Here is an 18,334-nt window from a genome sequence, read left to right as displayed (position 1 = left end):
TGATTTTTCTCATTTTCAATCACTGCATTAAAACGGTTGGGAAACGTATGTTATTAAAAAATGTTAGGATTAAACGATATATCAATGTAACGAAAAAAATATTAAAACACAGTTCTTTTGTCCTCATTTTTGTTAGTTCAACAACTGATGCACTCAGTGCTAAAACAGCGCAAGTTATTCAAGGCACTGCGCCTTATTTTACTCAAGCTGACAAAGTAGGGGTTGAAGGTGCTCGTGATTACGATAAAGCAAATTTTATTTATTTTGGTGTTAAATTCAAAGGTGCAACGTATTCGGGAATGAATGATCTAAACATGGCGATAAAACAATCTGGATTTTCCGCCGTCGATCCAAACACAACCACACCCAATCAACTGTTAGCGCTGTTAAAATCCAGTTATGGATTAGAAGGGACTATACTTCCATTTAACCCTTTGTTAGTTGCCGATGATAGGAATAATGTTGCTGATGATGAAGGTGATATTCCAATTAAAATAAATCCTCCTGATGCAGGATTAAAAATCGATTGGTTTTATCGCTCTATCAATCAATCTTTTTTGTTGCTGGAATCAGATAGAAATAGAACTTTTTGTGAATTGGCTCGATTAGGTTGGAATCCCTATATTCGAATATCAGGTCCTGTTGTTTTAGTGACCGAATTTGGAGAACCAAACTTCAGAGTTTATGCATCGCCTAAACGGGACTTTTTTATTTATAATGCAATTAGACCCACCGTATGCGCAGCCAAACCTTCTATTGCTTACTCATTTGTTTTTGAAGGTCGGGATTATACAGGAGACTGGGCTAAACTAACTTGGGGTGAAAATAATGAATACACGTATGACTCTGGTCTGGTTAATAAGGTGCGTTCAAAAGGTTTTCCAACCACAGGGTTTGACCATGCTCAATTCACCATGTCTTTTGCAGGTGTTCCATTTGATTTATCCACCATTTCAACATCGACAAATTCAAATGGTGTAAATCTGACAACTAATCTTCTTAAAAACAATGATATTGATGACTACTTAGTTAATACTTCTCTGCAATTTCATTTATCCGGAAAAGCGATCGACAAGCCTACTTTTTCAATCAAGTCCAATGGGAACGAAATATACACTTTTACAATTAATAAATGGTTTGCTGCGTCTGATTTAAATGCAACCACTTATGACCAAAGTGCACAAGCTTGCCAAGGCAATTATGTTGTTCCAACGATTGAAGACTTTACCAATAGTGATCAAACAATTATCACTTCTGGAGCATGTAAATCAGATAACAACTCTAACAATTGTCTGGCAATTAAGAGTAATCATTATTATCGAAAAGTTGGAAAGAGTCTTTTTGCTGAATGGGGCGATATCACCAATGAACAAAACCAGTATTACCATGCTTATCCGGGTAATAACTTTCCTAAAAATATTTTATATTGGACATCGGAAGAAAGAGATACTAATCATCAATATGCAGTGGGGCCATCTATTGGTGCGATTGAATGGTTAGCGAAAGATGAACCGATCAATTTTGTTTGTGTGCTTAAATGATAACGCGTCTGTTCGAGGATTTTGCTGTAATCATACGCTTATTTGAACTGATGATTTAAAAAATAATAGTGATAAATTGATTTTTTTAAAATATAAAATATTGAAGTTTACTGAAGCGATGCCAATTTGAACAAAATTTATTGAAATTTAAATTTAGATCTTATTGGAAAATAGAAGCGATTGATTCTTTGTAATAAGAAAAGAAGAATAAATGGCTGGGGTACCAGGATTCGAACCTGGGCATGGCGGGATCAAAACCCGCTGCCTTACCGCTTGGCTATACCCCAATATTATTCAGGAAAAAGATATCTAGTGGTACGGGTAGTGAGATTTGAACTCGCACACCTTTTCGGAACTAGAACCTGAATCTAGCGCGTCTACCAATTCCGCCATACCCGTATTGGAATACTCAAGAAAGTAACAAACAGAGATAAAACAGATTAACTAATAGATATCAAAATATGCAGATTGGAATGGCTGGGGTACCAGGATTCGAACCTGGGCGTGGCGGGATCAAAACCCGCTGCCTTACCGCTTGGCTATACCCCAATAAAGGATAACATTAAGATTAAAATGGTGCGGGTGAAGGGACTTGAACCCCCACGCCTCGCGGCGCCAGAACCTAAATCTGGTGCGTCTACCAATTTCGCCACACCCGCATGATATACTTCCGGTAAAAGTATAACTTAATCTTAATGGTGGCTACGACGGGATTCGAACCTGTGACCCCATCATTATGAGTGATGTGCTCTAACCAGCTGAGCTACGTAGCCATTTCATTCGCAACGTCATAACCAACACTGCGAGGCGCATTATGCTTGTGTTGAGGCAAATCGTCAACCCTTTTTTTTAGATATTTTAAAAAAAAGTTATGATTGATTAAGTTGCAAGCGAATCCAGTTTAATATCACTTCAATTCGCCTTTTTTGCAACTCAAGATTAATGGATTGTCCAGTAAACCCTTGAGCAATAATTTCTTGCACATTCACACTATAGGCTAAATTATAAGCATGTTCAAGATATTGAGCTTGCGGATAAGTTGCGCTTTCATTGAAAGCTTCACTGGCAATAATCAATTGCTTTAAATGATGAGGATGACGCCAAACATCAATACCATTTAATAATTCTAAAATTTGTGAAGCGCTTTGCACTGTTATATGACTAACAACCTTTCTGTATTGTTGAACTATTTTGGCAATTTTAGAAAATGAAGTTGGTGCTTTTATCTGTTTACATAAACGTTCAACGGAATCTTTACTGATTAAATCACCACATAAAACGCCAAAACGCACAGTTAACTCATGGGTAAGATTTACTGATTTTTTTAAAGCATAGATTATATTGGTCGTTAACACTAATTCAGGAAATAAAATTTGAAGTGCTCCGCATTGCTCAAGGACTTGGAAATAAATTTGTGGATTTTCGCTGGCTAATGCTTTTTCCGTTTCTTTCCACACTCTTTCAGGAGTGAGATAGCTTATTTCGCCTATGGATATCATCTCTTTCATAAGATCCATTGTTTCTTGAGCGATTGTAAATCCTAAATGATGATACCGAGCAGCAAAACGGGCTACGCGTAAAACACGTAAGGGATCTTCGCGAAAAGCACTTGAAACATGACGCAACAATCTTTGATTAATATCATCTACGCCATGGTAAGGATCGACAATATTTCCCTGCTCATCCATGGCAATAGCATTGATGGTGAGATCCCGACGAATTAAATCTTGTTCTAAGGTAATTTCTTTACTGAAATCACAAATAAAGCCACAATACCCTTTTCCTGATTTACGTTCAGTACGCGCTAAAGCATATTCTTCTTTCGTTTTTGGATGTAAAAATACCGGAAAGTCTCGACCGACTTGCTCAAAACCTAACGAAATAAGTTCTTCGGGGGTTGCGCCAACGACAACCCAATCTCGATCGAAAACTGGCAGACCTAATAATCTATCCCGAACTGCTCCACCAACAAGATAGACTTCACTCATCTAACGCATCCAACGGTCTTTTTTACTTCGGCGAGGCATAATAATAGGTAAAATAAGACCTAAGATAAGTCCACCACCTGCAACAAGACCACCATAAGTAAACCAAGTCACAATTAAGTCACGTCGCTTATCATCTACTTGATTTAACATTGAGTCTAACATTGCTGCTTGTTCTTTTACTTGTTTTTCCAATTCGATATTTTTATTTTTCAAGTTCTGAACTAATTCTTCTGAGGTTCGTAATTGTTGCACATAGTCGGTCACTAATTTCTGTTGATATTTATCCGCATTATCAACTTTATCTTTGTATTCGGCTATTTTAGCTTCCAAATAAGGAATACGCTCTTTAAGGCTTGGTGTATCGCTTAATTTATTGGTTTCGATCCATGCCACATTGCCACTTTTCAGCAGCAGCTTAGTGTATTTACCATCCGCACTTCTTTCAAGCGCATTGACTTTTGAACCACTTTTGATCGTATTTGTGAAAGCATGTTGTTGGCTAGGACCACGACGTAAGTAAACATCAACCTCATCAATAACATATTTATCAACAGCATTTGCACTAAAAGCAACTGCAATAAGAGAAATTAAGGTAAAAATATTTTGTTTCTTCATAAAATTTCAACTAATCATCCATAAATAATTACATAATAACATAAAAATTGGATATTTCGCATAATCATTTTACATTTTATGTTTCTTAATTATCCAATACTTAATTCGCCTCATCAACTGAAAACGATTACATTTTTTATGCGATCTTAATCACAGATTAAAAAATTTCTTATTTAAATAAAAGAGAATAATCGCTAATTTATATTTAGCAAAGCAATTAACAATGGGAGATATTATGAACTGCCGTCTTAACAATAAAAATTTAGATATTCTTATTCGAACAAAACCCTATGCAGAATTATGTTATTTTGGTAAACGATTACATAATGATCACATTGAAAATTATGATTTATTTATTCCGGCAGTGCCAAATTCACGCATTGATGTTCACGTCCCTTTTACTCTCTGTCCAGAAGAAGGATTAGGTAATTTTAGTACGCCAGGATTAGAAGGACACAGGAATGGAAAAGATTGGTCTCCCGTATTTGTTACTAAAGATGTAAAAAATTCAGACAATCAAATAACAATTATCAGTGAAGACAGTATTGCAAAATTACGTTTAACCAGTCAGTTTATTTTGGATGATTGTGGGGTATTACAATGTCAAAATAGCCTGACCAATTTAGGTGAAGAACCTTATTCAGTCAATCGATTATCAATAACGCTTCCTATTCCTGAACGTGCACAAGAATTAATGGCTTTTAGTGGACGCTGGATTAAAGAATTTTTTCCTCACAGAATAAAAATTGAACATTGTAGCTATTTACAAGAAAATCGCCGAGGAAGAACTTCACATGAATATTTTCCTGGTATGATTGTTGGTACCACAGGGTTTAAAGAACAAACAGGCGAAGTGTGGGGAATTCATTTAGGTTGGAGTGGAAATCATCGTATTCAAGTTGCGGTTAAAAGTAATGGTAAACGCTTTATTCAAGCCGAAGCATTATATTGCGCGGGTGAAATATCACTCGCCCAAGGTGAAACCCTTACAACACCCTGGTTATATGCCACTTACAGTGATGAAGGTTTAAATAAAATGAGTCACCACTTTCATCAATTTCTGCGTAACAATATTATCACCTTTCCACAAAACAAAGCACGTCCTGTTCATCTTAATACTTGGGAAGGTATCTTTTTTGACCATAATCCAGATTACATTATGAAAATGGCAAGTAAAGCGGCACAAATGGGCGTTGAGCGCTTTATTATCGACGACGGTTGGTTTGGCAAGCGTGATGACGATTACCAAGGTTTAGGTGATTGGTACCTTGATGAACGAAAATACCCCAATGGACTTGAACCGGTTATCGAGCACGTGAAAAATTTGGGCATGGAATTTGGTATTTGGGTTGAGCCTGAAATGATCAACAAAAACTCGGATTTATATCGAGCACACCCTGATTGGCTACTTGAGTTATCGGGTTATCAACAACCTGAAGGACGTCATCAATATTTATTAGATTTGCAAAATCCTGCTGTTTTTGATTATTTACTTGAAAGATTAATATGGTTACTGGGTAGTTATGATATTGATTATATCAAATGGGATATGAATCGAGAAATTGTTCAAGCGGGTCACAATGGCAATCCAGCTATTGTTGGACAAACAAAAGCATTGTATCGTTTACTCGATATTTTACGAGAAAAATTTCCGAACGTAGAAATCGAATCATGTTCATCAGGGGGGGGACGGATAGATTATGAAATATTAAAACGAACACAACGATTCTGGACTTCAGATTCTAACGATGCATTAGACAGACAAATCATTCAACGCGGAATGAGTTATTTCTTCCCACCAGAAGTCATGGGCGCACATATTGGTGGCGCTTTGTGTCATACAACTTATCGTGAACTGAACATGAATCTTAGGGGATTAACTGCTTTATTTGGTCATATGGGCGTTGAACTTGACCCCGTAAAAGAATCAGAAGTTGAACAGCATGCATTTGCACATTATATTGGACTACATAAACAATTACGAAATTTATTGCATAGTGGTAACAATTATCGATTGGATGTTGATGACAGCAATGCAATGCAAAGTTATGGAGTAGTAAGCCAAGATAAAAAAGATGCTGCGTTTATCATTGCCCAATTAACCTTACCAACTTATGCTTTAAGTGGTAACTTACGCTTGACTGGTCTACTGCCCGAAAAACAATATTTGATTGAAATACTTGATCTACCTGATAATATTGATCCGAAAATAAATGGACATGTAATGAAAGCTCTACCTTATTGGATGGTCAACAAAACGATATTATCAGGCGACTGGTTAATGCAAATTGGACTACCTTTACCCGTTTTAGATCCTGCAACAGCAATATTAATTAGAGTGGTAGCTCAATAAAAACTTTTGACTTACAAAGCACACAATAAATTTACAAAAAATTAATATTTTTTTGAAAATAACAAGGGGGAAAAAGGCCATAATGCAATTTTCCCTTTGTATTAAATTAAGTTTGTATGATCAGAATTTAATCGAATTATTGGCAAATAGTTTTTTTTCCTTTATTATAATTAGTTAGGAATAATAAATAGTTATAGTCAATTATTAAGAGAAACAAACTGGATCAACTAAAAGAAGTTTTAAGATGTAAGTAAAGTAAAAGATATTTTAGTACAGATTACTTCCCGCTTTACAAATACTTTTCATTTTTATTTCGTTGGTAGTCTACATAGCTCTATATTGGCAATCTTAAATTATAAAAATTTACATGAAATAAATTTAGTTTGAGTAATTATTTTAGCGATAGTAATTTAATAAAAGGTTTTTTTATGGCGACAATAAAAGATGTTGCATATTTAGCTGAAGTTTCAGTTGCAACAGTATCCCGAGTTATAAATAATGCAAATAATGTAAGTAAAAATACACGTGAAGTCGTAAAAAAAGCCATGGAGACATTAAACTATTATCCAGATGCTAACGCTCGCGCATTATCTCAACAACACTCTAATACAATTGGCATTGTGGTCGCCGATGTGTCCGACCCTTTTTTTGGGGCGATGGTTAGCACGGTTGAAAAAGTAGCTTATCGAACTGGTCATTTTTTGCTAATTGGCAATGGATACCATAAAGAAAAACAAGAATACAATGCCATTACTCAGCTTATTGAGCACCGCTGTAAATCATTAGTTGTTCATGCCAAAATACTTTCCGATGAAACACTCATAAAATTGATGCAACAAGTGCCAGGCATGGTTATCATCAATCGTATAGTGAAAGGGTTTGAAGCACGTTGTATTGCACTTGATGACCGTTATGGCTCGTATATCGCGGTCAAACATTTAATTCAAAATGGACATACGAAAATAGGTTATTTATGTTCGAATCACGAAATTTCAGACGCTTCAGATCGACTAAATGGTTATAAAGATGCGTTGAGTGAATTTAATATCGAGATAGAACAGAATCTAATTACCTACTCTTCGCCTGATGAAATAGGTGGAGAAGAAGCCATGAAATCCTTATTAGAAAGGAATCGAAACATCACCGCTATAGCCTGTTATAATGATTCTATGGCTGCGGGTGCCATGTCAGTCCTGTATGATAATGATTTAAAAATCCCAGCTGATATTTCTGTTATTGGGTTTGATGATTTATTAATGGCTAATTATTTACATCCTAAACTGACAACGGTTCGGTATCCTTTACAAGCAATGGCAGAACAAGCAGCTGAGCTTGCCTTATCCCTCGCTAAAGGAGAGGCTCCCTCAAATAACTTAATTAATATTTTTACCCCAACATTAACTAAACGTTATTCTGTCAATTCTATAGGCTAAGGTAGAAATAAACATTCAATAAAGCGTTTCAATATTAGCGGCTTAACAATAAAGAAAAATGTTAAGCCACGATTAAATAATCGTATTGAACAATCAATGTTTATGTAAAGGTAATTTTTTTATTAATAATAATTTATTTAATATCAGATCAACCGAAATTACATCGCAATTTAGTTGGCTATTTAAATCAAACGTTTTTAAAACATAATCATAAAAATAATTCGCATGGGTCATTATTGGTTGATTGCTGACATCACCCTGGCAAGGTTTGTTGGCAATGGTTAAACTGGCTAAAGCTGAAGTATCAGGATGCCGAGTCAACAATAACCAAAAACTGCCTTCTTTAGAATATTCATCATAACGACGTGATTCATAACACCACCCCACCAATGCCTGATCAACCACACCTTGTTGTAAATCCGTTATGGCTGGGAGTAAAATCTGTGACCAATTACAAATATCTGTCGAAATAAAAATATTGGGTCCATTCACTTTCAATGCATCAGCAACATAAAAAGAAATCGCATTATTTATGCTATTAATAAAATTAAATGGTCGTGGTGTTTTACGTTGAAAAATATCCATCTCCAGTTCATACATATTACTGGGTGAACTAAAAATTGAGGTCACATACACGCCACAATGAGCATTAATCTTTTCTATGGAAAGCGCACCTAACAATGATAACAACGCTAAACGACTTGTACGTCGACTATTAATATTAAATTGCTGTTTAAGCAAATTTTTTAACTTACTTTCTTCACTATGGCTCTCTGCGATAAACTGTGATGTACTGAGTAAAAAAACACTTTGCATTATTCTGTTATCTCCAACAATAACACAGCGTTATTACCGCCAAATCCAATACAATTTAATAAATAATAACCTTGAGGATAAGGTTTTGAAATGTCTGTAAAACCATTTGTATAAATAGGTTCAGATTGCGCCATGTGATAATTTGGATAACTAGGCGTCTGTTTTGATTCGAATATCAACAATAATATTATCATCTCAAGTACACCAGATGCCCCTAATGTATGACCAAGATAAGGTTTAAAAAATATCAACGGTTTTCGCTCTGTAAAAGCATTTGTTAAGCTATCAATTTCAACTTTATCATTCATTGGACTACCTGTCGCATGAGTTTTAATGGCAACAATATCGGTTTCAGTCATATCGAATTGCGTTAACGTGTCTTTAATGAGTGCGCTAACATTTTTAGGATCCGTTGTGGTAATATTAGAGGTATCACATATCGTTTTACCGCCTTTTAAGATAAATTGATTATTGTTTGCTAATCGTGGTTGATTGCTTAATGCAATACAACCAATCCCCTCCCCTAAAATAAGTCCTTGGCTAACACTTAAAAATGGTGGTTGATAATTATTTGTTAGTAATCCTAAAGCATTAAATCCTTCTAAAGTGATAGAATTAAATGATTCAAATCCCACAATGATTGCCCGTTCAATTATGCCTTGGGAAATGTAATTTTTTGCATAAAGTAATGCATTAGAACTTGAAGTACAAGACGTCGCAACATTGATCACATCAAGATTTTTCCATTTTAATTTAAGTTGTTCTGCTATTTCATTTAAAGAAAAAGGTTGGTGATAACATGCTTCTGTTAATTCTAATAATTCCTTATTAAAAAAAGTAATTTCATGCGAAGACATTGCAAAAGAAGTGGAAGCTAAAAAAATTGGGATTTGTTCCAATTCTGATTCTTGCCACTGACACGCCTGTAAAGTTTGCAGAATTTGAAATACTATACGATCAACGATCTCAGTTAAACTTAGCCGTTTTTTATCAAAGGCTGGAAAATAATTAACAGATAGTGATTCACTTGCTGTATTTAAAGGAATCAATTTAGGTTTTCTTGGATGAAAAAGAATATTACTAATAATCTCATGGCAATTATCACCTTGTGCACACACCGCTGAAAAACCATTAATGTAAACATTGTCCATAATATTATTTTTTTATTTGCTCAAGTACATATTTATTGAGTTTCGAAACCGTGACCATATGTATTCTTACTTCTCGGTCACCTTGTAAACGAACGCCAAATTGCTCTTTTAACGCTACGCAAATTTGTAATGCATCTAAAGAATCTAAATTTAATCGACTGGTAGGCCCAAACAGCGGCTCATTATCTGTTAACTCCTCGGCAGTTAAGATATCTTCTTTTTCAGATTCGGTAATAATTAACTGTTTTAATTTAAAAATTAAATTATCCAAATTTAACCTCTTGTTTTTATTATTTAATTAAAAATTTATAAATGCTTATTATTTAATTGCCGATAGTAAATAATTCCTGCTAGCAATAAAAAAATTAGCGCAAAACCTATTAACGACAACCATTGTGGTAATATTTGTACAAAATCATACTGATCAAGCAAAAGATTATGAAAGCCTTTCAAAGCCCAAGACATAGGCGAAATTAAACAAATTATTTGCATGGTTTCGGGCATCATATAACTCGGTACCATAATACCGCCTAAGGCTGCCATAATAATATTTCCTCCACCACCTAATACCACAGCATGTTCTGCCGATTTTGCAAGAACGCTAACTAACAGTGCATATCCCAAAGCAGATAAACTAATTGCTATCGATAACAATGCATAGTTCCAATAAGCGCCTTCTAAAACAAATCCTGTAATATTGATTAAAGGTAAAATATAAATACCTAACAAAATCATGCCAATAAACTGTAATTGATTAATCAAAAAATAAGGTAACAATTTTGCGATAAGTAAAGAAAATGCCGATGATTTTGCTAGTCGTAATCGAATAATAGTGTTCGTTTGTTTTTCACAAGTCATGACATTTGATAAAGGAATCATGATAAAAAACATACCAAAAATTAACCAAGCAGGAACACTTTGTTGTACCGAACTCGGTTTAACCACTTTAGTGCCTTCTACATTGATAAACTCTTCAGTGATTATTTTTCCTGACAAATAGTTATCTAGTTGTTGTTGCCGTTTTAATTCGATTGCATTTTCATCCATTATAGAAGAATCATTGTTTGGCGTTGAAAAAATATCTTTAAGCCGTAGCTGTAAATAACTTTTCTGGATAATTGTTTGTAAATTCATCAATCTTAGTTGATCGATCCCCGCTAAGGTTAATAATGCTAAAGGCGATTCATTACTCAAATTTCCGGTATTTTGATTGGGATTAATTAATAAAAAATCATAATTTCCCTCAATTAATTTAGCTTTTGCATTATCCTTATCAGCTATATCAAAAAAATCAACATTCATATTTTCTTGATTGCCCAAAATCGCTATTAACTGCGAGTTCAATAAATTGGATGATTCACCAACTAAGGCTATTTTAGTATTTTGATTGAAATCATCACGTTGGCTTAATGCCACAGACATAATGAACATAAACAACATAGGCATAATAAAAAGAACAGCTATACCATGTAAATCACGACTCAACAGACGAAATTCTTTAGCGATTGCAGCTAGCATTGCTTTGCCCTCCATGCCTCAATACTGACTTATTCAAGAAGTCCAAATAAAATGACTCTAAAGAACCATGACCATACTGAATATTTTGTATTTGGTATTGTTGAAATTCTTGTAATATTGTTGTGATCTGCTCAGGCGATGAATCAATGACAACTGTTTGCATTGGGGTATGTCGAATTAAAGTGGCATTAAATTGGTCAAGCACATGTGAAGGCACACTTTGCGCTAACGTGATAATACATTGTTGTTGAGCATGTTGTGTCAATATCTGATCAATGGAATGGCAATACAAAATTTTACCGCTCTCCATAATGGCAATTTTTTGACATAAACTTTCTATTTCGTGTAGATAATGAGAAGTGTAAATGACAGTTACCCCTTCTTTAGTTAATTGCTTCACACTGTCTAATATAAATTGGCGGGATGCAGGATCAACCCCGACCGTAATTTCATCCATAAAAATTAGCGTTGGCGAGTTAATTAGCCCTATAGCAAAATTTAATCGACGTTTTAATCCACCCGACAAATTCGCTGACAACTTATTTTTATAGTCTAAAATATCGACTTTTTTCATCAATGAAATTAGAAAATTAGGATCTTTAATTTTATACAACGAAGCAAAAAATTGTAAATTCTCGAAAACCGTCAATTGAGGATAAAAAGCATATTCTTGTGGAATTAAAGAAATACGTTGCAACTGTTGACGTGACAACTGAGAGAAGATCTGATTATTAAGATAAATTTGCCCGGATTGTAATGAAAGTAAACCCGACATTAATGATATCAATGTTGTTTTGCCGGCGCCATTAGGCCCTAATAATCCAAAGCATGTGCCGGATTCAATTTCTAAATTAATATCACACACCGCATAATTATTAGCATTTTTATAGCGATGAGTTACATTTTGGAGCTTTAACATAAAATTCTTTAAAATAATTTTAATTTTTATAAACAGAATGTTAACATATTATGCTATTATAACAAAATGCATGTTAGGTAAACAATTAACGCTAAAATCTAATAAATCAATTATAACAATGAGTAACAAAAAAAACGTTCTATTAGTGTACTATTCACAAACGGGTCAATTAACACAACTTACTAGACATTTCGTATCACCTTTAGCTAATCATGAAGATATTAATTTAGAAACGCTTGCTATTGAACCTCAACAAGCCTATTCTTTTCCATGGTCTTTTAACCACTTTTTTAATATTTTTCCAGAAACGGTTCATTTAATGCCTTCACCCATTGTTGCCCCACAATTTAAACAGCAAAAATATGATTTAATCATTCTAGCTTATACTGTGTGGTTTTTATCCCCTTCTCAGCCTATCACCGCATTTTTACAAGATAAAAACACGCAACAACTCTTAGCCGATACCCCTGTTGTCACGTTAATTGGATGTCGCAACATGTGGTTAATGGCACAAGAAACCGTGAAGAAATACTTAAAAGAAGCAAATGCTAATTTAGTTGACAATGTTGTTCGCATAGATAGCTGTGGCGGGCCTGCAAGTTTTATTGCTACACCGCTTTGGATGTTTACGGGGAAAAAACAGCCCGTACGTTGGCTACCGAAAGCGGGCATATCTGATGAGGACATTAATGATTGTGCTAAATATGGTGAAAAAATTAAAACCGTATTGCTAACACAACCCAAAATCACTGAGCCAATGTTAAAAAACATGGGGGCAGTCAAAGTCAATGAACGTTTGATTCTTAGTGAAAAATTTGGTTATCGCAGCTTCTATTTATGGGGCAAACTGATCATTAAAGCAGGTAAAATCGCTCGACCACTTCGTCAAGGTTTACTTCATTTTTATATTATTTTCTTGGTAGTAATCATTTTAACCGTTGTGCCAATTAGTGCACTGATCAAAACATTACTATCCCCATGGTTAAAAAACAAAATCAGTAAACAAAAACATTTATTTAGTTGGCCTTCAGGCGAATAAAATATAAGAGTAAGACAATGAAAACACATAATGTTTATATTAATAAAATTGCCGCATTTTTACCGAATAATCCTGTTGATAATTCATCAATGGAAAATGTCCTTGGACAAGTTGGTCACAAACCGTCCAGAGCAAGAGCAATTATTTTAAAAAGTAATGGGATAAAAACGCGATACTATGCGATTGACCCGCATACTCGTCAAGCAACACATAGCAATGCCAATTTAGCAGCACAAGCCATAAAGTTATTGTTCAAAGATAACCATCAATTTGGTATAAATGAAATGACTTTTTTAGCCTGTGGTACTTCTTATCCAGATCAGATTATGCCTGGTCATGGAGTCATGGTTCATGGCGAACTCAATGAAACTCATCCTTGCGAAGTTCACAGCAGCTCAGGTGTTTGTGTTGCAGGTATGTCAGCACTGAAACACACGTTTAATGCTGTAAAAGTTGGTGATCATTGTACCGCCGTTAGTTGTGCATCTGAAACTGCATCTGCTGTAATGAGAAGTGAGAACTTTGAAGCAGAAATAGAACAAAAAGTGAAAGCGTTGTCTACACAACCTGAACTGGCCTTTGAAAAAGATTTTTTACGTTGGATGCTATCTGATGGAGCTGGGGCTATGCTATTGAGTAGTAAGCCAAATAGTCATCAATTATCATTAAAAATTCACTGGATTGATATTTTATCCTACGCAAATGAGATGCCAGCATGCATGTATGCAGGCGGTGACTACGATCAGGATCAGTTCATAGGTTGGAAGCAATTTACTCAACTTGATCAACAAAATCAAAGTTTGTTAAGTGTTAAACAGAATGTAAAAATGCTAAATGAAAATATTGTTAAGTATACCGTTGAAAAGATGCTTGCTAACTCAATTAAAAAACATGATTTGAAAAAAAATGATATCGATTATTTTTTACCTCATTACTCTTCTCATTATTTTCGTGAAAAACTCTATCAAGGATTGATAAATATTGATTTTGAAATTCCTTATGAAAAATGGTTTACCAATCTTACTTCAAAAGGTAACACAGGTTCAGCTTCTATCTATATTATACTTGAGGAATTTTTGCGGACGCATTCACTCAAGCATGGGCAAAAAATATTATGCTATATCCCAGAAAGTGGGCGATTCTCATCTTGTTTTATGTTACTTGAAGTCATTGATGCTAACCAAGAGAATTAGAATTTATGGATATTAACCAAATTCCACAAGATAAGAGTAAAACTTATGGCGGTCATGCCAAAGTGGTTTATGCTGTTAAAAATGGAAGTTATACAAAAGCAACTACTAGCGGTTGGGAAGATGAAGAGTTTGTAACATTACAAGCTGTAGATGCATTAGCAGAACAAACTCAGTTGGCTTTTCATGCAGTGAAGAATGAACAACGCTCATCACTCTTTTACTATATGTTTTTATATCGTCATGATATCACTAGCCTTGCTCAAACAAGTGGTTTTTTTCGTTGGCAAATCAAACGGCACTTCAAACCTCAGGTTTTCAAGAAATTATCAGATAAAAAATTAAATCGTTATGCACAAGTCTTTAATTTATCCATTGAACAGCTAAAACAACTTCCGGCTGAAGACAATCAAACGCAAAACAATTATCCATTTAAATAAACTTATTAGACTTTGTATAATCATAATAATCAGGCAACATAATGACAATTCATCATTTTCAACATCAGCACACCGCACACTGTGAAAGCGGTGTTATGTCGACGCTACTCAAGCACCACGGTTTTGATTACAGTGAACCCATGCTCTTTGGTTTATCTTCTGCACTTACATTTGCCTATTTACCGATTATAAAACTTTCGGGTATGCCACTCATCGCTTATCGTATGCCACCAAAAACAATTATTCGTAATTCTTGTAAACGATTAGGCATTAAACTGAACATGCAAAAATTTGTCTCCGCAACACAAGGCATGCAAAAATTGGATCAAGCATTAGACAACAATCAATTAGTTGGACTACAAACTTCTGTTTTTTGGTTACCTTACATTCCCGATGCTTTGCGCTTTCATTTCAATGCGCATAATATTCTTGTCTATGGGAAAGAAGCAGAACAATATTTGATTAGTGATCCGGTTATGGAATTACCAGTTCAATGCTCAGCATCAGACTTGGAACGGGCTCGTTTTGCTAAAGGTGCATTGGCAGGAAAAGGATTAATGTATACATTAGAAGATACCCAAAAACAGGATCACCATGTAAATCTATCTCAAGTGATTCGCAGTGCAATCCTTAAAAATGCGCGCCAAATGCAAGCCCCTTTACCTTTTATTGGTATTAAAGGTATTCATCTTTTAGCTAATCGAATCCAAAAACTAAAAAATTCGATGAAAAGTGATCAATATAAAAAACTTTATCTAGGTCATATTGTTAGAATGCAGGAGGAAATCGGAACAGGTGGAGCTGGTTTTCGTTATATGTATGCTTCATTTCTTCAAGAGGCAGCAGATCATTTCTCATCAAATCATAAACCATTATTGATTGAGGCTGCCGTTAATATGACTAATATTGGCGATGCGTGGCGTAAATTTGCTAGCCGTACGGTAAAATTATGCCGAAATTTGAACGAAACTGGATTTAATGAGGTATCTGAGTTATTACACCAAGTTGCCGATAGTGAAAAAAAATGTTGGCGATCACTCAGTCAAAGTATCAAAAAAATAGCTTGAGCTGCTAATAATGATAGGTTATTTTGGTGTCCAGAAACAAATGATAAGGGCTTTTAAAAAAATTTAAACGTCGAAAAAATAGAGACCTATTATCACGAATTTAGGTCTCTATTTCATCACTTAAATTAAAACCACACTTCAGTTTGCACCCCAAAACTAATTTGATGTTTTTTACCATTAAATTCAAATTTACTAATATCATTATTTAATGACTCAATATACGATAGATAGAAACGAATATCGGGACGAGAGGATAAAATACTTTCACCTACTTTAAATGAATGATACAGGGTTGTTTTGTAGCCTTCTTCTTTATAAGTTCGACCATTAACTTTATTTTTTTGTTTAAAGTAACCAATTTCAATACCACTTTGATTGTATTGATCCCAAATATAAGCAGGTCTTACTGCTGATTTAAAACTGGTAAAATCTGTATGAGGTAAGTTTAAATCATAAGAATAAACATCTTTACCTGTTGTTAAAGCTAATGCATGCGCCACGATAATATTATCAGAAAAATATGCTTCACCTTCAGAAACTAATCGATAAGCCTTACCTCCAGTGTGTTTACCTATATAATCATTATCAGCATTAGCGGCAAATTCTGGATTATTGGTATTGATATTGCCCAAATGTGAAGCGACTGAATTGGTTGCAGTCTGTAGCGTTAGCTGATTAAAACCACCAAAAAAGTTATTTTGACGTAGAACAACACTACCTAACCAAGCATTTTTAACAGTGATATTATCTTGTAGTTTCGATTTGTTCGGCGCTGAGTATCGGGCATTAACAGCAAACAATGCATCTTGCCATAATGGGATATCTCGGTAACGCAATTCAATTTCATTGATATCAACTTCTTCACGCCTTACTTTAGCTATATCTGTTCCCGCTGTTTTTTTATTGACCTTAACATTCACATCAGCACGTAACAATGCTAAATCTAGCTTTCCTACGCCAATTTCCAAATTTTCAATACCGACACCCCCACCAGCTGGCGATTTTTGGGTTTTCCAATCAAGCATTTGAATTTCATTATACGGTAAAGAGTGCTTACCTACCCACAAAGTCGCTTCAGGAAAAAGAGGAACAAATCCTTTGGTGGCTAAGTATATATCAGAAAATTGCATGATATTGTCGTCTTGCGTATTAAACAATCCAGCCGCTTTATCGGTTGCCACATTACCATCAATCATAACAATTGCATCCACTCGACGACCATCTTGATCATACACTTTTTGTCTGAAGACAAGATCGTACCACCCCCCATATTCGTTCCCAAATCGTCCTAGAGCGCCTTCGGCATAATTTTTGGGTTTACCATTCATCGAAGTTGACCAACCACCACGAAAATACCCATTAAAGGAAAATCCAATTTCTTCTTTAATATAATCTTTGAATTCTGTTAACGTAAACGATTTTTTAGTGGCAATATTACTATTCTGTTCTTCATTAGTTTGGCTATCAGTGACTAACACAATTGCGTTATTGTTAGTAGGATGCGTAACACTAACAGGTTGTAGATTAACTGATTTTTGTTGTTTAAGTGCGGCGGTTTGTATTTTTATCTCTTTTTGTTGATTGCTTATCACTAACTGTTGCTTTTCTAAATTAAGACTTAACTCAGCAATTTGCTTATTCGATTCAATCAGCTGTTTTTTCAAATCAATAGATTCATTACTCAGCGCAATTAATTTTTGCTCTAATAAATTAATTCTTGCCTCTAACTCATCTTGAGTAGCAGCTATCGCATTAGGCAAATAAAATAAACCGAGCATGGTAATTAAAACAATTCGCTTAGGCTTTACTTTTATTAATGATTTTGTTAGATATTTCATTTTTCTCTACTCATAATTTAATTGTTCATTCAGTAGTCTTATAAATTTAAGACAAAAAAAAACCTAAAGAATAGGTAACAACAACTATTCTTTAGGTTTTGCCCGCTTAATATCGGTAGCAATCCAAAAGCTAATAATTAGCGTTTTCAATATAACAAATAAAAAAATGGTTTCAAAAATAAAATCCTGATGTTGTGACTTAAGTCACAGTAATTAAAAGTTATTTAAAGATAAAAAATGTAACCGTAAACAAAAAAAAATAAACAGAATTAAGAAACTTACAATTTTATACATGATTCCGATTAGACAAATGTTATATTGTTCACTGTTGTATGTCCTAATTTAGTTATAATAATTCGCATTCAAAAATTGGTTAGATTAACGTAAATCATTTAGTACTAAATTGTTAAGATTAAAATGGTGAAA

At 34.5% G+C, this 18,334-nt stretch carries 15 protein-coding genes and 5 tRNA genes; 7 read left to right on the top strand and 13 right to left on the bottom strand.

The features are described from left to right. The first annotated feature begins 47 nt into the window (after positions 1-47). On the top strand, positions 48-1,541 hold the full coding sequence (locus ACGH6R_RS05780) for a hypothetical protein (RefSeq protein ID WP_411599141.1): 1,494 nt from the start codon (positions 48-50) through the stop codon (positions 1,539-1,541). Positions 1,542-1,753: 212 nt separating this feature from the next. On the opposite strand, the gene ACGH6R_RS05775 is transcribed toward ACGH6R_RS05780, so the two are convergent. The 7 genes from ACGH6R_RS05775 to ACGH6R_RS05745 all read right to left on the bottom strand — a co-directional run bounded on the left by ACGH6R_RS05775 (position 1,754) and on the right by ACGH6R_RS05745 (position 4,144). Continuing rightward, positions 1,754-1,828, bottom strand: a tRNA-Gln gene (locus ACGH6R_RS05775). A 26-nt stretch (positions 1,829-1,854) separates the two neighbouring features. Then, positions 1,855-1,940, bottom strand: a tRNA-Leu gene (locus tag ACGH6R_RS05770). A 75-nt stretch (positions 1,941-2,015) separates the two neighbouring features. Beyond that, positions 2,016-2,090 (bottom strand) — tRNA-Gln (locus ACGH6R_RS05765). Between the two features lie 25 nt (positions 2,091-2,115). Then, a tRNA-Leu gene (locus ACGH6R_RS05760) sits at positions 2,116-2,200 on the bottom strand. Positions 2,201-2,237: 37 nt separating this feature from the next. Next, positions 2,238-2,314 (bottom strand) — tRNA-Met (locus ACGH6R_RS05755). A gap of 96 nt (positions 2,315-2,410) precedes the next feature. After that, positions 2,411-3,529 carry a multifunctional CCA tRNA nucleotidyl transferase/2'3'-cyclic phosphodiesterase/2'nucleotidase/phosphatase gene (locus ACGH6R_RS05750; RefSeq protein WP_411599140.1) on the bottom strand — a complete coding sequence of 373 codons (1,119 nt, stop codon included), beginning with the start codon at positions 3,527-3,529 and terminating at the stop codon, positions 2,411-2,413. After that, complete coding sequence (locus ACGH6R_RS05745; protein WP_267350594.1) at positions 3,530-4,144, bottom strand: TIGR04211 family SH3 domain-containing protein; 615 nt, start codon at positions 4,142-4,144, stop codon at positions 3,530-3,532. A 235-nt stretch (positions 4,145-4,379) separates the two neighbouring features. Here ACGH6R_RS05745 and ACGH6R_RS05740 point away from each other — a divergent pair, with 235 nt between their 5' ends. Both ACGH6R_RS05740 and ACGH6R_RS05735 read left to right on the top strand, forming a co-directional pair. After that, positions 4,380-6,497, top strand: coding sequence for an alpha-galactosidase (locus ACGH6R_RS05740; protein WP_411599139.1), 2,118 nt, complete (start codon positions 4,380-4,382; stop codon positions 6,495-6,497). Positions 6,498-6,925: 428 nt separating this feature from the next. Next, positions 6,926-7,930, top strand: coding sequence for a substrate-binding domain-containing protein (locus tag ACGH6R_RS05735; RefSeq protein ID WP_267379188.1), 1,005 nt, complete (start codon positions 6,926-6,928; stop codon positions 7,928-7,930). 93 nt (positions 7,931-8,023) lie between these two features. On the opposite strand, the gene ACGH6R_RS05730 is transcribed toward ACGH6R_RS05735, so the two are convergent. From ACGH6R_RS05730 to ACGH6R_RS05710, 5 genes are read right to left on the bottom strand one after another with little or no spacing between them, the layout of a single operon-like run. Beyond that, positions 8,024-8,746, bottom strand: coding sequence for a hypothetical protein (locus tag ACGH6R_RS05730; protein ID WP_411590036.1), 723 nt, complete (start codon positions 8,744-8,746; stop codon positions 8,024-8,026). Next, positions 8,746-9,897, bottom strand: a complete 1,152-nt coding sequence (locus ACGH6R_RS05725) for a beta-ketoacyl synthase N-terminal-like domain-containing protein (RefSeq protein ID WP_411597160.1) — start codon at positions 9,895-9,897, stop codon at positions 8,746-8,748. Before ACGH6R_RS05725 ends, ACGH6R_RS05730 begins: the two co-directional genes overlap by 1 nt. A 4-nt stretch (positions 9,898-9,901) precedes the next feature. Further along, entirely contained in the window at positions 9,902-10,168 is a 267-nt protein-coding gene (locus tag ACGH6R_RS05720; RefSeq protein WP_267350604.1) for an acyl carrier protein, read from the bottom strand. 35 nt (positions 10,169-10,203) lie between these two features. Further along, positions 10,204-11,415 (bottom strand): ABC transporter permease, encoded by a 1,212-nt coding sequence (locus tag ACGH6R_RS05715; protein ID WP_411590039.1) that lies wholly within the window; start codon positions 11,413-11,415, stop codon positions 10,204-10,206. Beyond that, a complete protein-coding gene (locus ACGH6R_RS05710; RefSeq protein ID WP_411599138.1) occupies positions 11,396-12,334 on the bottom strand; it encodes an ABC transporter ATP-binding protein in 939 nt (312 codons plus the stop codon). The genes ACGH6R_RS05715 and ACGH6R_RS05710 overlap by 20 nt, the downstream gene beginning before the upstream one ends. A 118-nt stretch (positions 12,335-12,452) precedes the next feature. Between ACGH6R_RS05710 and ACGH6R_RS05705 the strand changes: the two genes are divergently transcribed. From ACGH6R_RS05705 to ACGH6R_RS05690, 4 genes are read left to right on the top strand one after another with little or no spacing between them, the layout of a single operon-like run. Then, positions 12,453-13,373 carry a dialkylrecorsinol condensing enzyme gene (locus ACGH6R_RS05705; RefSeq protein WP_411597156.1) on the top strand — a complete coding sequence of 307 codons (921 nt, stop codon included), beginning with the start codon at positions 12,453-12,455 and terminating at the stop codon, positions 13,371-13,373. A 17-nt stretch (positions 13,374-13,390) separates the two neighbouring features. Beyond that, the gene (locus tag ACGH6R_RS05700; RefSeq protein ID WP_411599137.1) at positions 13,391-14,566 is read left to right on the top strand and encodes a beta-ketoacyl-ACP synthase III; all 1,176 of its coding nucleotides are present in this window, start codon (positions 13,391-13,393) and stop codon (positions 14,564-14,566) included. A gap of 5 nt (positions 14,567-14,571) precedes the next feature. Then, complete coding sequence (locus ACGH6R_RS05695; protein WP_411597154.1) at positions 14,572-15,003, top strand: hypothetical protein; 432 nt, start codon at positions 14,572-14,574, stop codon at positions 15,001-15,003. 41 nt (positions 15,004-15,044) lie between these two features. Then, positions 15,045-16,070, top strand: coding sequence for a BtrH N-terminal domain-containing protein (locus ACGH6R_RS05690; protein WP_411599136.1), 1,026 nt, complete (start codon positions 15,045-15,047; stop codon positions 16,068-16,070). Between the two features lie 125 nt (positions 16,071-16,195). Here ACGH6R_RS05690 and ACGH6R_RS05685 read toward each other — a convergent pair whose 3' ends face one another. Then, complete coding sequence (locus ACGH6R_RS05685; protein WP_411599135.1) at positions 16,196-17,908, bottom strand: carbohydrate porin; 1,713 nt, start codon at positions 17,906-17,908, stop codon at positions 16,196-16,198. Between the last annotated feature and the right edge of the window lie 426 nt (positions 17,909-18,334).

It is taken from the genome of Gilliamella sp. CG13 (genome assembly GCF_046635805.1).
Taxonomy (GTDB): Bacteria; Pseudomonadota; Gammaproteobacteria; order Enterobacterales; family Orbaceae; genus Gilliamella; species Gilliamella apicola_I.
The sequence above is the reverse complement of the archived record's forward strand: the minus strand, read 5'-3'. Positions and strand labels throughout refer to the sequence as shown.

What these genes read in the sequence shown, in the direction of transcription:
- ACGH6R_RS05780 (WP_411599141.1), top strand. Translation starts at nt 48, where the DNA reads ATGTTATTAAAAAATGTTAGGATTAAACGATATATCAATGTAACGAAA.
- ACGH6R_RS05750 (WP_411599140.1), bottom strand. Translation starts at nt 3,529, where the DNA reads ATGAGTGAAGTCTATCTTGTTGGTGGAGCAGTTCGGGATAGATTATTA.
- ACGH6R_RS05745 (WP_267350594.1), bottom strand. Translation starts at nt 4,144, where the DNA reads ATGAAGAAACAAAATATTTTTACCTTAATTTCTCTTATTGCAGTTGCT.
- ACGH6R_RS05740 (WP_411599139.1), top strand. Translation starts at nt 4,380, where the DNA reads ATGAACTGCCGTCTTAACAATAAAAATTTAGATATTCTTATTCGAACA.
- ACGH6R_RS05735 (WP_267379188.1), top strand. Translation starts at nt 6,926, where the DNA reads ATGGCGACAATAAAAGATGTTGCATATTTAGCTGAAGTTTCAGTTGCA.
- ACGH6R_RS05730 (WP_411590036.1), bottom strand. Translation starts at nt 8,746, where the DNA reads ATGCAAAGTGTTTTTTTACTCAGTACATCACAGTTTATCGCAGAGAGC.
- ACGH6R_RS05725 (WP_411597160.1), bottom strand. Translation starts at nt 9,897, where the DNA reads ATGGACAATGTTTACATTAATGGTTTTTCAGCGGTGTGTGCACAAGGT.
- ACGH6R_RS05715 (WP_411590039.1), bottom strand. Translation starts at nt 11,415, where the DNA reads ATGCTAGCTGCAATCGCTAAAGAATTTCGTCTGTTGAGTCGTGATTTA.
- ACGH6R_RS05710 (WP_411599138.1), bottom strand. Translation starts at nt 12,334, where the DNA reads ATGTTAAAGCTCCAAAATGTAACTCATCGCTATAAAAATGCTAATAAT.
- ACGH6R_RS05705 (WP_411597156.1), top strand. Translation starts at nt 12,453, where the DNA reads ATGAGTAACAAAAAAAACGTTCTATTAGTGTACTATTCACAAACGGGT.
- ACGH6R_RS05700 (WP_411599137.1), top strand. Translation starts at nt 13,391, where the DNA reads ATGAAAACACATAATGTTTATATTAATAAAATTGCCGCATTTTTACCG.
- ACGH6R_RS05695 (WP_411597154.1), top strand. Translation starts at nt 14,572, where the DNA reads ATGGATATTAACCAAATTCCACAAGATAAGAGTAAAACTTATGGCGGT.
- ACGH6R_RS05690 (WP_411599136.1), top strand. Translation starts at nt 15,045, where the DNA reads ATGACAATTCATCATTTTCAACATCAGCACACCGCACACTGTGAAAGC.
- ACGH6R_RS05685 (WP_411599135.1), bottom strand. Translation starts at nt 17,908, where the DNA reads ATGAAATATCTAACAAAATCATTAATAAAAGTAAAGCCTAAGCGAATT.